The sequence below is a fragment of the Ruegeria denitrificans genome (genome assembly GCF_001458295.1).
GTDB lineage: Bacteria > Pseudomonadota > Alphaproteobacteria > Rhodobacterales > Rhodobacteraceae > Ruegeria > Ruegeria denitrificans.
This window is the reverse complement of sequence record NZ_CYUD01000014.1, coordinates 1-13,990: the sequence shown is the minus strand read 5'-3', so window position 1 is coordinate 13,990 and position 13,990 is coordinate 1. Positions and strand designations below refer to the sequence as shown.

At 53.2% G+C, this 13,990-nt stretch carries 9 protein-coding genes; 7 read left to right on the top strand and 2 right to left on the bottom strand.

Features of this window, described 5'->3' with window-relative positions:
* Positions 1 to 99: 99 nt before the first annotated feature.
* Positions 100 to 1,632, top strand: coding sequence for a phospholipase D family protein (locus tag RUE5091_RS18430; RefSeq protein WP_058283427.1), 1,533 nt, complete (start codon positions 100 to 102; stop codon positions 1,630 to 1,632).
* 843 nt (positions 1,633 to 2,475) lie between these two features.
* On the opposite strand, the gene RUE5091_RS18420 is transcribed toward RUE5091_RS18430, so the two are convergent.
* Both RUE5091_RS18420 and RUE5091_RS18415 read right to left on the bottom strand, forming a co-directional pair.
* Positions 2,476 to 4,698 (bottom strand): tetratricopeptide repeat protein, encoded by a 2,223-nt coding sequence (locus RUE5091_RS18420; protein ID WP_131726335.1) that lies wholly within the window; start codon positions 4,696 to 4,698, stop codon positions 2,476 to 2,478.
* Between the two features lie 392 nt (positions 4,699 to 5,090).
* Positions 5,091 to 6,122 (bottom strand): LacI family DNA-binding transcriptional regulator, encoded by a 1,032-nt coding sequence (locus RUE5091_RS18415; protein ID WP_058283424.1) that lies wholly within the window; start codon positions 6,120 to 6,122, stop codon positions 5,091 to 5,093.
* 113 nt (positions 6,123 to 6,235) lie between these two features.
* On the opposite strand from RUE5091_RS18415, the gene RUE5091_RS18410 reads away from it, so the two are divergent.
* The 6 genes from RUE5091_RS18410 to RUE5091_RS18385 all read left to right on the top strand — a co-directional run bounded on the left by RUE5091_RS18410 (position 6,236) and on the right by RUE5091_RS18385 (position 13,622).
* Positions 6,236 to 7,747, top strand: a complete 1,512-nt coding sequence (locus RUE5091_RS18410) for a tripartite tricarboxylate transporter permease (protein ID WP_058283423.1) — start codon at positions 6,236 to 6,238, stop codon at positions 7,745 to 7,747.
* Positions 7,744 to 8,199 (top strand): tripartite tricarboxylate transporter TctB family protein, encoded by a 456-nt coding sequence (locus RUE5091_RS18405; protein ID WP_058283422.1) that lies wholly within the window; start codon positions 7,744 to 7,746, stop codon positions 8,197 to 8,199. The genes RUE5091_RS18410 and RUE5091_RS18405 overlap by 4 nt, the downstream gene beginning before the upstream one ends.
* A 42-nt stretch (positions 8,200 to 8,241) precedes the next feature.
* Positions 8,242 to 9,201 carry a Bug family tripartite tricarboxylate transporter substrate binding protein gene (locus RUE5091_RS18400; protein ID WP_058283421.1) on the top strand — a complete coding sequence of 320 codons (960 nt, stop codon included), beginning with the start codon at positions 8,242 to 8,244 and terminating at the stop codon, positions 9,199 to 9,201.
* A gap of 59 nt (positions 9,202 to 9,260) precedes the next feature.
* The gene (sauS, locus tag RUE5091_RS18395; protein WP_058283420.1) at positions 9,261 to 10,682 is read left to right on the top strand and encodes an acylating sulfoacetaldehyde dehydrogenase; all 1,422 of its coding nucleotides are present in this window, start codon (positions 9,261 to 9,263) and stop codon (positions 10,680 to 10,682) included.
* Positions 10,679 to 12,190: a class I adenylate-forming enzyme family protein gene (locus RUE5091_RS18390; protein ID WP_058283419.1), complete on the top strand. Its 1,512-nt coding sequence runs from the start codon at positions 10,679 to 10,681 to the stop codon at positions 12,188 to 12,190. The genes sauS and RUE5091_RS18390 overlap by 4 nt, the downstream gene beginning before the upstream one ends.
* A gap of 418 nt (positions 12,191 to 12,608) precedes the next feature.
* The gene (locus RUE5091_RS18385) at positions 12,609 to 13,622 is read left to right on the top strand and encodes a DUF2652 domain-containing protein (RefSeq protein WP_165590796.1); all 1,014 of its coding nucleotides are present in this window, start codon (positions 12,609 to 12,611) and stop codon (positions 13,620 to 13,622) included.
* Positions 13,623 to 13,990: the final 368 nt, after the last annotated feature.

Here is a 13,990-nt window from a genome sequence, read left to right as displayed (position 1 = left end):
CTTCTAGCCCGGTCGAACCTTGCACAAATGCTTCACAGAACAAACTTGCAATCACCCGTCTCGGCGTAGTCATCTAGGATACGGGGATGGAGGAAGCTGATGACGCGATGGCAGCTAGTGGTCTGTATTTTGTGCACGGTGACCCTTGTCGCTTGCGCTCCCAAAACTCGCACATATGAAAAGACTGTATCAGCTGCGCTGCCGGTAAATTCGGGCACAGGTCTGGGTCAGGCCGCCAATCGCCTTGGGGACCCCAAAGACGGTCGGTCGGGTGTCAAGCTGATCAGTGACGGCGAAGAAGCTCTTGTATCAAGGCTATTACTTGCTGCTGCGGCCGAGCGAACGATAGACGCGCAATACTACCTTCTGCACGACGACCCAACGGGCCACCTATTCGCTGCCAGTCTTTTGCAGGCAGCAGATCGGGGTGTTCGTGTCCGATTGTTGCTTGATGACATGGATACGTCCAGCTATGACGCGATGACGGCCGCATTGGACAATCACAAAAATATTGAGATCCGGCTGTTCAATCCGTTCTGGCGGGAACAAAGCCTTCTGATCGCAGGTTTAACAGATTTCAAGCGTATCAATCGCCGAATGCACAACAAATCCATGACCGCAGACAATGTGTTCACGATTGTGGGCGGGAGAAACATCGGCGACGAGTACTTTCTCGCGCAGGAAGAAATTAACTACGCTGATCTGGATGTCCTGGCCGCAGGCCCCGTTGTACGCGAGGTGTCGCAAAGCTTCGACTCATACTGGAACAGCGAATTCGCCGTTCCAGCTCGGGTAGTCGTTGGAGAACCTCAGGAATTTGACCTTGGTGACGCGCGAGTCAGGTTGAACGAACTGGTCGAGGAAGCAAAGCAAACGCAGTATGGCGCGGCTCTCAGAAAGTCAGCGCAAGAGAACTTCGCAGATGGAGCCCTGTCACTGGATTGGCTGCCTGCGAAGCTTTACGCTGATCCTCCGTCGAAAGCCGCCGGTCTCGAGAACTCAAGCCCCGTTCTGGCATCTCAATTGCTTCCGTACTTTGAGAATGCCAGCAGTGAGGTGAACATCGTCTCCGCCTATTTCGTGCCGCGCAACAACGGTGTGAAATGGCTGACCGAGTTGGAAAGCCGTGGCGTCGACGTAAAAGTTGTAACGAATTCACTTGCATCTAACGACGTCGCACCCGTCTACGCGCACTACGCCAAGAAACGCCGTGCACTTCTACGCGGTGGAGTAGAACTCTATGAGCTGCGACCGGACGCCTATAAAGTCCAACGCCGCGGTATCAATTGGGCGCAGTCGAGGTCAGGTCTACATTCCAAGGCATTTTCAGTTGATGACCGATACCTGTTCGTGGGGTCCTTCAACTGGGACCCGCGATCTGTCAACATCAACACCGAGATGGGAATTCTGATTGACTCGCCAGTTTTGGCAACACAGACCATGGGTGCCTTGGACGACGCGTTACCCGCATACACATATAACGTGACGCTCGAGAAAGCCGGCCAGCTTAAATGGACGACAAGAGGCGATGATGGCAACGTTCTTGAGTACCAATTCGAGCCGACAGGATCGGCTTGGGATCACTTAGTTGCTGGTTTTCTAAGTATTTTACCAATTGGGTCCCAGCTTTAGGTTTTTCTAACAGATAGCTCGCGCTACTAGAGAACTCAGGTCTACAAAACGGCAGCCTTGGGGCGAAAATGTCTGTTATTTACGTTTTACCGGTCGTTCCGTCATACTCGAACTTGAGGCTTTGAAACGCCAGTTCTTATACTCAGTGTGGTATATTTAGTGGTATGCATCTTGAAGCGGATATTTTTATAAAAATTTCACAGATAGTTACAGAAAATATGGAGTTGCTCCTCGGTCCGCCATTGGTATCCTGTTGAACGTCACACGAACCTTACCCAACCGTCACAGTTGGACCAGAAACGGGTGAACGTTCGACATCGGAAGGCACCCCCCCGATGTTGGCCATCAGTTGAATTTGACCTTTGCGTCTTAAACTGATCCAGAATCCCCATTTTGATACTCCCGCAATGACTTTGTTTGACCTGGCCTCCCTTTTGGAAAATCAGGGCTGATTTGCAGATCAGACAGCGAAGCTGCCTGTTCCTGCTGATCTGCCACGTGGCGAACGCGGGAGAGGGCCGCGCCCTCACCCTGACGGCCAGGGCGTTTGGCTTGTCCAAATGCCGCGGGCCCAAAAAATTGGGAAAGTGGTGGGAAAGAAAGCACACCGCAATTTGCGAATGTATCATTCTGTCGAACTGAAAAAGTAACAGTCTGGCCACAAAGCTGCCGTTCGCCGCGCTTACAACACTGAGCATCACTATTGGCAGCAACGCACAGGAAGCAGACTTTGCAAAATTCGATTAGTTCTCACAGGTAGTCTTTAAAAGAAGTGATTATGTCGCCTTCTAAAACGCCAATCTGGCATCCGCAGAATTCATAGAAGTATGCAATGCGTTGCAATCAATACTCTTTGAGACGTACGAATTCTGATTCGATCACACCGAAGGACAAGACTGCTGACACATGCCGATTGGTCTCGGTCGACCTTTCCGCGTCACGATATAGGAAATGGCATTGTTCTCTCCCCTGATGGACCGAAGGAAGCCTCTGACAAATAGTATCGTCTTTGATACTCCAAGTCCCATTGAGAGGGATACCATTCATCCAACCAAATTCCATTTCGACCGTTCCGTCAGCTCTTCGTTCTTCTGAATATGGCGCTCCAAATGGGCCTGTCGTGAACTGTTCTTCGAACTGCTCGGAGTACAATTCAAGTAGCTCATCGTGCCCGATGCGGTCCCCTTCGCGCCCCTTGTCGAAATTGTAAGGCCATTTAGGCAATCCAGACGCCAACATTGCTTCGGAATAGATAATGAATACATTAGGATCATCATAAATTTCGAACCATGGCTTCATCCACATCACATTCAGCCATACGTTATTGGTCAGAAAGCGCTGGATATATTCACGAGCCTTTTCGCTATCGCCTTCGCGGAAAAAAGCTTCCGCCAGAAATCTAAAATGCTGTTCGCGCAGTTCGTTCTCCGGAATGCTAAGCAACAACGAAAGCGCCTTCTGGGTGTTGCCCGCCCGGAGCAGATTCCAAGCCAGATCCCCTTTGTCGCCCGAACTGAGGCGCGCAGACAGCGCCTCGTACTGATTGAACGCCTCAATGGCCTGTTCGTAATCGCCAACCGCATTCAAAGTGAGCCCGTGCACAAGCCTAAGGCCTGGTTCGCTTGGGCTGTTGAATACTGCGGCTCTCGCCATAGACAAAGCGCGGTCCCTTTGGAGTTGTTGCAATAGCAATCTGACTTGCAATCCAATAGCGACTGAATTTGAGGGATCGGCGCTGAGCACATCTCGGACAATAGTCTTTGCTTCATCCAGAGCGTCCAGCGTGAAACGTATTGTGTTGTAGCTTCCTTCCCAGATTTGAAAGTTAGCTTCTGCATATCCAAGTTTAGCCTCAACAAAGTTTGGATCTAGCGAGATTGCTTCCTCGTATAACGGAAGGGCTTTACCGATATCCGTGAAATCCTTGCTATGCAGCAACCTATCGGCGTTTGCATAGGCAAGAAATGCGTTTTGGTCAGTTGTGGGTGTCTCTTCAAAAAAACGGCGCTCGACCGGGTTGAGTTTGAGCTTCAGCGCGCCAGCTGCTTTGAATTTCAGGTCGCTGACAAGGTCGAACAGCTGGTCATTTTCCCCTACTGCAACTTGCTGCCAGATGACGCCGTCGCCGCTTTCTGTTGCATCTCTGAGACGCGCACGGATTTCGATTTCGTTTTCGAGTGTTCTAACTGACCCATCGAGAACATACCTGACATCTATGTCCCGTTTTAGGTCCGCTAACGTGACGGCGATACCTTTGTACCCCATCGATGTACTGTACGAAGCAGAGGGTAACTGCCTGAGCCTGCCGTATGATCGAAGAAACAATTCTGTCACGACATCCGCTGAGATCCTGTCAGAGCTTGTTTCGGCCGTAAACGGGACGATCAATATTCCATCGTCGGGATCACCGAAGCTCGGAGTCCAGATTGAACCGATGAGGACACTCAAACCCACCAAAAGAACAACCGTTGCGGCAACCATAGGTTTTCCGATCCGGCCTGAGATCGGGTTTGTATCGGCAAGAATTTTGCCGGCATCACCTGGGTCAAGAAGCACTTTGAATGCTTGTATTGGCTCCGAAAGGTTTTTGACCTTGTTGAGCCCGGCGTCGGCAAATCCAAGATCCAGTTTGCCCTTCACGCTTTTGAATACCGTATCCGAGATCATAATCCCCTTGGGCTCAGCCAATCCTTCCAGGCGGGAAGCGACGTTCACCCCTTCCCCAAAAATGTCGTCTCCCTCGACGAGAACGTCACCGAGATTGATCCCAATACGATAAGAGATTCGTTTATCCGCATCCTGATCACATTCATGAATGATCATCGCGCGTTGTACCGAAGCCGCCCATGAAACCGCGTTTACGGCACTGGCAAACTCAATCAGTGCTCCGTCTCCCATGGTCTTCACTACCCGACCGTCAAACTCGATTACCTTTGGGTTAATGATCTTATCCAGGACAGTTCTTTGCCGCGCGCGGGTTCCGGACTCGTCCAACTCCATTAGTCGGCTGTAGCCAACCATGTCGAAAGCCACTATTGCGGAAAGTCTTCTAACCTCATTTGACAAAGACACCTCCAGCCCGTTGCAAACTTAGTGTAATGGCATTTTGGTCCGCTGTCCTATCCCGATAAGTTAGGACAAAAATCCGTCCAACATGAATAAACGCTGATGCATCTTTCGTGTGCGGCTGTGGCAAGTTCATTGAACATCTCAGTTGAATTGATTTTTGGTCAACTTGTCTGGATTTCAGGAACTGCAAAACTCAGGCGCCATCGTCCGGTTTGGGCGGAAAGCAGTCATTCGCTGCAATAGCAACACGATTGCGCTCGACTACAAAAAGCGGACGCTCAAAATAGTTTGAAACCAACAAATCTTAATTACTAAAGCCATTGATCTGTGCGTTTCGCCAAACGTCCAATGATTTGATTTTCGCAGGGAAATTGGCTTGGCTTAGCTGACTAATGAACTGTCGACGGGCTTGTTGTGCCTCTAACAATTCGCTCCACCTCGCAGCATATTCTAAAGGGCTTAGGATCGTCTGACGTAATGTAGTCGGTAAACCGCTCGCCAGCGAGTTTGCCGATGGTTTCTGCCGGAATGCGAATGGTTGTGAGCCCCGGCTCAACATCCGCTGATCCTTTGAAATCTCCGATGCCGATGATCGAAAGATCATCTGGAACTTTCAACCCCAGGCTCTGGGCCGCAAACAATGCGCCTTGCGCAATGACGTCATTTCCGCAAAGCAGAGCCGTTGGGCGAGAGTGCTTCGCCAAGAGGGTCAGGGCTGCTTGCTTGGCTTGCGAAACACTATATGGGGCTTCGGACTCATGCTCACTCGGAACGGAAATACCCATTTCGTTAAGCGCAGCATGCACGGCAGATATCCGATGTTGCGCGCGGTCATTACCATTGGTTTGGGGAAAGATCAGCCCAATGTCACGGTGCCCCAAAGCCAGTAGATGTTCTGTCGCAAGACGCCCGGCCAGCCGATTATCGGCCCCGACACACGGAAGGATGGAATCTTCCGAATAATTCCAGATAGCGAGCGCGGGTATTTTCTGCTGTTCGATCAGTCGTGCGGTGGCGTCGGAATGTTCCAATCCGACCAGCGCTACTCCGTCGACACGATGCTCCAGAAACTTGCGGACCATCGCGTATTCCCGATCGAGGTCATATCCATGCGACGCCAGCAACAGGCTGAATCCGGCTTTGTCGATTGAGTCCGAGAAGGCCTGAATGACTTCGGCAAAAATCGCGTGATTGATCGTGGGCACCACCAGACCAATGGTACCGGATCGTTTTCCATGCATCGTCTGTGCCGCTCGGTTTCGGATGTATCCCAATCTCTGCACGGCTCGATTGATCTTTTTCCGAGTCGCGGGGCTGACCAAATTTGGGTGATTGAAGGTGCGCGATACTGTGGACGGTGACACTTTTGCGGCCTTTGCAACCGCCACAATATCCACCTTACCCTTTTGAAAATTAGACATAATATTCCTGCATTTAGTCGAATTTATGAAAACATTTGCAATACTATTTTCATCGCCTAACCTGATTTGTCAACAAAAGTAAAAACATGAACCGACGGGTTGGGAGGCCCTGAATGGAATTCATTTATTACTTCGGAGACGTATTCACGCCGCTGTCGTTTATGCTGCTGTTGGGTGGCACGATCGGTGGCCTGATCTTGGGTGCGACGCCGGGTTTGTCACCCACGATGGCGGTCGCACTACTGATCCCCTTCACCTTTCAACTTGAGGCCGCGCAGGGGCTGATCTTGCTGGGTGCGGCCTATACGTCGACTGTCGCAGGTGGTGCCGTAAGTGCAATTTTGCTCAAGATCCCGGGTGCGCCGGCAAACATCGCAACAACATTGGACGGGCATACCATGGCCAAGCAGGGACAGGGTGCCCGGGCGCTGCAGTTGTCGTTTCTGGCTTCAGCCGTGGGTGGCATCTTTGGCGTGCTACTGTTGATCTTCCTAACCCCTGTACTAGCCCAATGGGCGTTGGCATTTGGTCCTTCACACCTGTTCTGGTTGGCCATCCTAGGTGTGACGGTGATCGGGACGTTGGATTCCGCCTCGGTGGTCAAAGGTCTGCTTTCGGGCTGTATCGGGTTGTGGCTGGCTACCATCGGATTTGACGACATCATGGGGGCGCAACGCTTTATCTTCCACCCTGCTTTGGGTGGCGGTATCAATATCATTGCCGCGCTAATTGGCCTGTTTGCGATTCCGCAGGTGCTGACGATGTTCGCCAAGGGCCGCCACAACACCGGTGCCGAAGTCATTGAGGTACAACGGCACTCAATCCTAGAAGCCTTCCGCGAGCTTTTCAGCCGCACCCGCGCTTTGAGCATCGGTACGCTGACCGGTTCGATCATCGGCCTGATCCCCGGTGTCGGAGGGCAAATCGCGGGGCTCGTCGCTTATGACCAAACCAAGAAATTCTCGTCCGAGAAAGACAAGTTCGGCACAGGCCATTCCGAAGGCGTGATCGCTGCGGAATCTGCCAATAATGCGATGGTTGGCCCGTCTCTGGTACCGCTGCTGACCCTGTCGATCCCCGGCAGCCCAACAGCCGCCGTATTGCTTGGCGGGTTGCTGATCCACGGGATATTCCCGGGCTCGGATCTGTTCGACAACCATCCCGACGTGGCTTGGACTTTCATTAACTCGATGCTGATCGGGCAGGTTTTGATGTGCATCTTCGGCCTCTATGTGGCCGGTCTTGCCGCCCGTGTAGCACAGGTGCCGCAATCGGTTATGGCAGCCATTGTTCTGTCGTTGTCGGTCTTCGGCGCCTATTCGGTGCAGGGTTCGATGGGCGACGTCTACGTCATGGCTTGCCTCGGCATCGGCATGTTCTTTCTCGAACGTTTTGGGTTTTCAGCTGCACCGCTGGTGTTGGGTCTGATACTTGGTCCAATCGCCGAGGCTAATTTTATTCAAGGCGGTATGATCGCTGATGCTAGCGTAGGCAAGGCGTCGTATTTCCTGACCGGCGGGTTGAACCTTTTCCTGATCGCAGTGGTGCTGGCCTCAATCGCATACTCGGTCTGGATGGAATTGCGCAGTCGCCGCTACACCACCAAAGAGGAGGCGCAGGCATGAACCGCTCGCAACACATATTCGGGTCGGGCCTGGTTTTTGCAGTAGGTCTTTGGGTGGCCTGGGTCAGCTATACCCAGCAACCGGCCGAGGCATTCCTGTTCCCGCGACTTATTGCAACTGTGTTCGTGGGTTTGGCTGGGTGGACGTTTGGCAAAGCGGTAATGGGCTTGTCCAAGGTCGGTAACGGCGTGACACGTGCGATGTTCCTGAACATGCTGCCTGGGCTGATCATTACACTGATCTACGTGTTCTGGGCGGCCAAGTCGCTGGGATTTTACACCGCGACGGCCATCGCATTTTTCGTTCTGCTGTCGATCTACGATCCAGACCCGCATACCGAAGCCAAAACCTGGGTCAAGCGCGGCGTCATCACAGCGGTCTTTTTGGCAGTGATGTACGGGCTCTTCGCCATGCTTCTGAATGTCTACACACCAAGAGAAATTCTGTTCTGACCGCAAAGACTGCGGGTGAACCAAATTAGGGAGGAAATGCAAATGAGACGAATGATTGCAGGGGCTGCGTTGGGCCTGATGAGTTTAGCAGGCGCAGCAGCGGCCGAGGAATACCCCGAACGGCCAATCATGATGATGGTCAGTTACGGCGCAGGCGGCGCGACCGACTTTCAGGCACGGATCGTCACCATGACCTCTGGAAACGAGGACGCGCTGGGAATGCCCATCGCCATTATCAACAAACCCGGAGCAGGAGGTCGTGTGGGCTGGAACTGGTTTGCGACCCAGGCTGACCCGGATGGCTACACGCTGGCAGCTTATAATGTACCGCATTTCATTGCTCAGTCGATCAAAGGTGGGGTGGAGTATTCGACCGACAGCTTTGAGCCCATAGCGAATTGGGGTGCCGACCCGGCTGTATTTGTTGTTGGAGCGGACAGCGAATTTAACTCGATGGAGGACGTTGTCGCCTTTGCCAAGGAAAACCCAGGCAAGCTGACCGTTTCCGGCGCGGGTCTTTTTGTCGGCCATCACATTGCAGCATTGCAGATCGACAAAGCCGCCGGAACCAAGATGGCGTACATCCCGACCAAAGGCGGTGGGGCTGCAGCCATGAAAGCCGTGATCGCCGGTGAAGTTTTAGGCGGTATCAACAACCTGTCCGATGCGTTCCGAGCCCAAGAAGCGGGCAACGTCAAAATACTGGGCGTCGCCGATCTAGAGCGTAACGCATTCCTGCCCGACGTGCCGACGATGATGGAACAGGGGCTGGATGTCGATAATTCATCGGTCAATTTTCGGGGCGTGATGGTGCCCAAAGGCACATCGCCTGAGATTATCGAAAAACTCTCCGCAACGGTGCCCGAGATGTTCGCCAATTCCCGCGTCGCCAAGAAAATGGAGGCCGGCGGTTCCCCCATGCACATCATGACACGGGACGAAGTGATCGAGATGTGGGCTCAGCGCCAGCAGACACTGAACGAGTTGCTGGCCGGTCTCTAAACCGGACGGACACAGCGGGGCGGAGTGGGTCCGCCCCGAACAACATATTGAGGACCAAGATGAATGCTCAGGACGGGATTTCACCCGAAATAGCTGAAGTAGATCGTATCGTAGCGCAGGCGCGCAAGGCGCAGCGAGCTTTCGAAGCTGGTGGAAGTCAGGCGCTATACGACAAAGCGGCACTGGCAGCGGGATGGGCCATCATGGAGCCCGCGCGCAATAAGGCTCTGGCAGAAACAGCGGTTGAAACCACTGGTCTGGGCAACGTGCCGGACAAGATCACTAAGAACCACCGGAAGACACTCGGCCTGCTGCGCGATATCGCTGACGTGAAAACCCACGGGGTCATCAATGACGATCCGACAGCAGGCATTACCGAAATTGCGCGTCCTATCGGCGTGATCGGTGCGGTTGTGCCGTCGACCAACCCTGCCGCGACACCCGCGAACAATATCATCAACGCGCTCAAAGGCGGCAACTCTATCGTGGTGGCACCCTCACCCAAAGGCGTGGCCTCCTGCGAAATGTTGATCGACTACATCCACTCAGAATTCGACAAGCTGGGGCTGGACCGCAACTTGGTTCAGATGATCCCCGCGCCCGGATCCAAGGCCAAAACGCAACGGTTGATGGAAACTGTTGATCGGGTGATCTGTACTGGCAGCCAGAACAATGTTCACCGCGCGCAATCCTGTGGTACGCCGGCCGTGGCGGTTGGCGCTGGCAATGTGACAGTGATTGTGGACGAGACTGCTGATTTGCAGGCAGCGGCAGCCAAAATCACGGCTTCAAAATGTTTTGACAACGCGACGTCATGTTCTTCTGAAAACGCGCTGGTCGTTGTGGACGCGGTCTATGACGCGTTTGTCACCGCGATGGCAGCCGAGGGCGGCGCCTTGGTGCCGTCCTCTGAGGCAAGTGTCATCGTGGCGCGACTTTGGCCTGATGGGCATCTCAACCGTTCAGTCATAGCCCAGGACGCCGACAAAATGCTCGAAGCCTTAGGGATGGCGGGTAAAGTTCCCGAAGGGACCAAGTTTCTGGCGGTCGAAACTGATGAGATAGGTCCGGATTATCCTTTATCTGGGGAAAAACTCAGCCGGGTATTGGCGCTTTACCGTGCCGAAGATTTCGAGGCGGCCAAGGCACTTGCCGCTCGCATTTTGGCATATCAAGGTGCTGGACATTCGGTTGGTATCCATACTGATGATGACACGCGCGCGGTTGGGTTAGGGCGTGATCTGCCCACTTGCCGGGTTATCGTAAACCAGGCGCACACCTTTGCCACTGGCGGCAGCTTTAATAATGGAATGCCCTTTTCGCTTTCTATGGGTTGCGGCAGTTGGGGGAGGAATTCCATCGATACCAATCTGCATTGGCGACATTTCGTCCAGACCACTAAAATCGTACGTGAAACACCGCCGCGCGAACCCGAACTGGAAGAGATCTTCGGGGTCTACTGGTCGGAGGTCGGACAATGATGGAACCGCCCAAGGGAACTGTTCGCGACTGGTTAGACTACAGGGCAAGCCAGGGAGGAACCGGTTTTGTTTTCCCGGATGGGGCACCGGATCTGAGCTGGGGCGAATTGCGCGTAACAGCCCGCCGTATTGCGGTCATGTTAACCGAATTGGGTTTGGAAAAAGGCGAGAGTGTTGCGATCCTATATCCCAATTGCCGTGAAGCATTGGAGGTTCTTTTCGGCGTTCTCTACGGCGGGTTCCGGGCGACTATGATTAACCTTGTCGCTGGCGATAGCGCCGTAGCCTACGCCTTGGAGCACAGCGGTGCGCGCTATGGTTTTGTGCATCCAGATCAAACAGAATTGTTCGAGCGGACAGCCGATCCTGCCAGGATCACCCCGTTACAAGTTGCTGATGCTGTCGATACTGGCTGTAACCTGCACAGCATCTCGTCCGATAGCCATGCGCTGTTGATGTATACCTCGGGAACGACTGGGCGTCCAAAGGGCGTGGTTCACACACATTCCAGCCTGCTGGCAGGCGGCTGGACAACTATGGTCGCTCATGATTTGTCCGAGACCGATCGCGGGTTTTGCGTTTTGCCGATCTACCATATCAACGGGCTGTGCGTGACAGTCATGGGAACACTTGTCTCAGGCGGGTCATTGGCTATGTGCGAACGATTTTCGGCCAGCCGGTTTTGGGACAATTTTGGTAAGGTCGAGGCGACCTGGTTTTCGGTTGTACCAACCATCATTTCTCACTTGCTGCATTCGGATACTAAGCCAGATACACTTACTCGCCAACGAGTGCGTTTCGGTCGTTCTGCATCTTCAGCGTTGGCGCCGGACGTGCAGCGGGCCTTTGAAGACCGTTTCGAAATCCCCATCGTGGAAACTATGGGTCTCACGGAAACAGCTGCGCAAATTCTGTCCAACCCATTGCCTCCAGCCGTTCGCAAGATCGGCTCTCCCGGCATCCCATACGGAAACGAGGCGGCAATCGTTGATGCTGACCTGCGACCTGTTCCACACGGAATGGAAGGTGAATTGGTCATTCGCGGACCAAATGTGATGTTGGAATACCTCAACGACCCCGACGCAACCAAAGGCACCTTTAGCTCTGATGGATGGTTACGAACTGGTGATCTCGCCCGAATGGACAAGGATGGTTACGTTTTTGTCACCGGCCGGCTTAAGGAACTGATCATCAAGGGTGGCGAAAACATTGCGCCGCGCGAGATCGACGAAGCGCTATACTCTCATCCCGATGTTGTTGAAGCCGCAGCGTTTGCACGTCCTTGCAAAAGCTACGGCGAAACCGTTGAGGCAGCGGTCAAAATTCGTGAAGGTTCTAAGGTGACGTCGCTGGGCCTGTCGAAACTTTGCGAAACTCAATTGGGTCGTTTCAAATCACCCGATGAAGTTCATATCTTGCCTGACCTTCCAAAAGGGCCATCGGGGAAAATTCAAAGAAACAGAATACTCGAGATCGTTAACGCGAAGGCCAGCGAAACGAAGATGTAAGTGTTCGTTTCACTGTTTGTTTGACAGCACAATGTCCGCGCACTGCGGGATCGGCTGGGAAGTCCACCGTCCGCTTTAGGCCGCATTCAACAGGTTCCGGCAATCGGAATAACTTTGTAGTCTGTCAGCTTCCCAAGGCTAAGTTTGCTTTGATGTCAGGTATTCCATGCGGAAGGGAGCGATGGAAATGCGCTTGTGGTGCTCTCTGGACTGCGTCCGATACCAAACAGCAGGCGTTGCAGCCTCAGCAGTGTCTATCTGATATGTCGGACGGGGGCGGGCCCGCTTGTCCGGTATCGTGGCGGAAGCTACAGTGAAGGGACGAAATGCAAATGGGGATGCTCGGATGTCTATTCAGACAGGTTACCTGCTAATCGCGGATATTACGGGTTATACGGGATACCTAACCCGGTCAGAGTTGGAACACGCCAACCCAATCATCCGGTCTTTGCTTGAAGCAATTGTAATAGAACTGAAGGACCCAATGAAGTTGCGGGGTCTCGAAGGTGACGCCGTTCTCGCTTATTCGAGTGGACCGTTCCCTTCAGGTGAAACTTTCCTCAACATATGCGAAAGCCTTTATCGTGGATTTGCTGAACGCCGTCGTAATATTGTGCAGAATACGACTTGCCCCTGCAATGCATGTCGCAACGTTGCCGATCTCGATCTGAAGATCCTTGCGCATCACGGGAAATTCGAAGAACTTTCGATTGGCCCGATGAAAGATATTTCCGGTGCTGACGTCATATTGGTGCATCGCATGGCGAAGACCGATGTGAAGGAAGATACTGGTATCCGCAGCTACGCCCTTTTCTCGGAAGACGCGTTCCAGGAAATGGGCATCGAGTCTGATCTCATGCAATATAGCGCTCAGTTCGAGCACTTTGGTGACGTACCCATGCGGGTCTATGATCTTGCAGCCGCCTGGCAAAGATACCGAGAGATCGCCGGGCCCGTCCGCGTTGCCGATGAGGATGCCGTGTTCACAACCCGGCATATACTGAAAGCACCGCCGGTCATTGCCTGGGAAATGCTTACGGATCCCCGGCTCAAGATGCGCTGGATGATGTTGAGGGACGCCTATCGGGAAGGGGACGCGTCGCGAACGTCTGCAGGCGTGCGCCTGCACTGCATTCATGAAGCGGCTCACTTTCAGATGCTGATCGTCGACTGGCATCCATTCGAATACGTGACCGATATCCTCCACAATTCTTCTATCGAGGGCCTTACAAACCTGGAAACCTATGAGTTGGTCCCAATTGAAAAAGGCACCGAGGTCGTGTTTCGGATGGGGCAATTGACTGACGCTAACGGCAAACATCATCCCGCAGAGGAATCTGCGGTAATCGATCTGTTCGAGAATTTTTATCCGGTGGCTTTCGGTATTCTGGACGAAATGGCGTCGGAGCTCCAACAAGAGAAACAAAAGTAATGAGAATGATACTTGGGCGACTATTAGTCGGAACCACCATTGTGAGGCAGCCGGTCGTTGTGAAAATCCCTCGCTCAGGGTTGTCAGCCGCTCGACGATCAGGGGCGTGTTGCTGTCATAATTTTCGACAATTGGCTACGGAATAAGCGAGGTTTTATCACCGCCAACGTTAGCCAAAGCGGTCGCTGACGCAATCATGTTGAACGGTGGCATCGTTGCTCTCTTCGGACTTCCGTCCGTTTTCCAGTATCGCTCGCGCAGCGAATGTCTCCTTTGATAGGCCGCACCGCAGCGACGGTGATCAAGGTCGAACGACCTCTGTGGGTGGCTCCTGCATTGCAAGTGTTTTCTGGTGATATTCGCGGTCT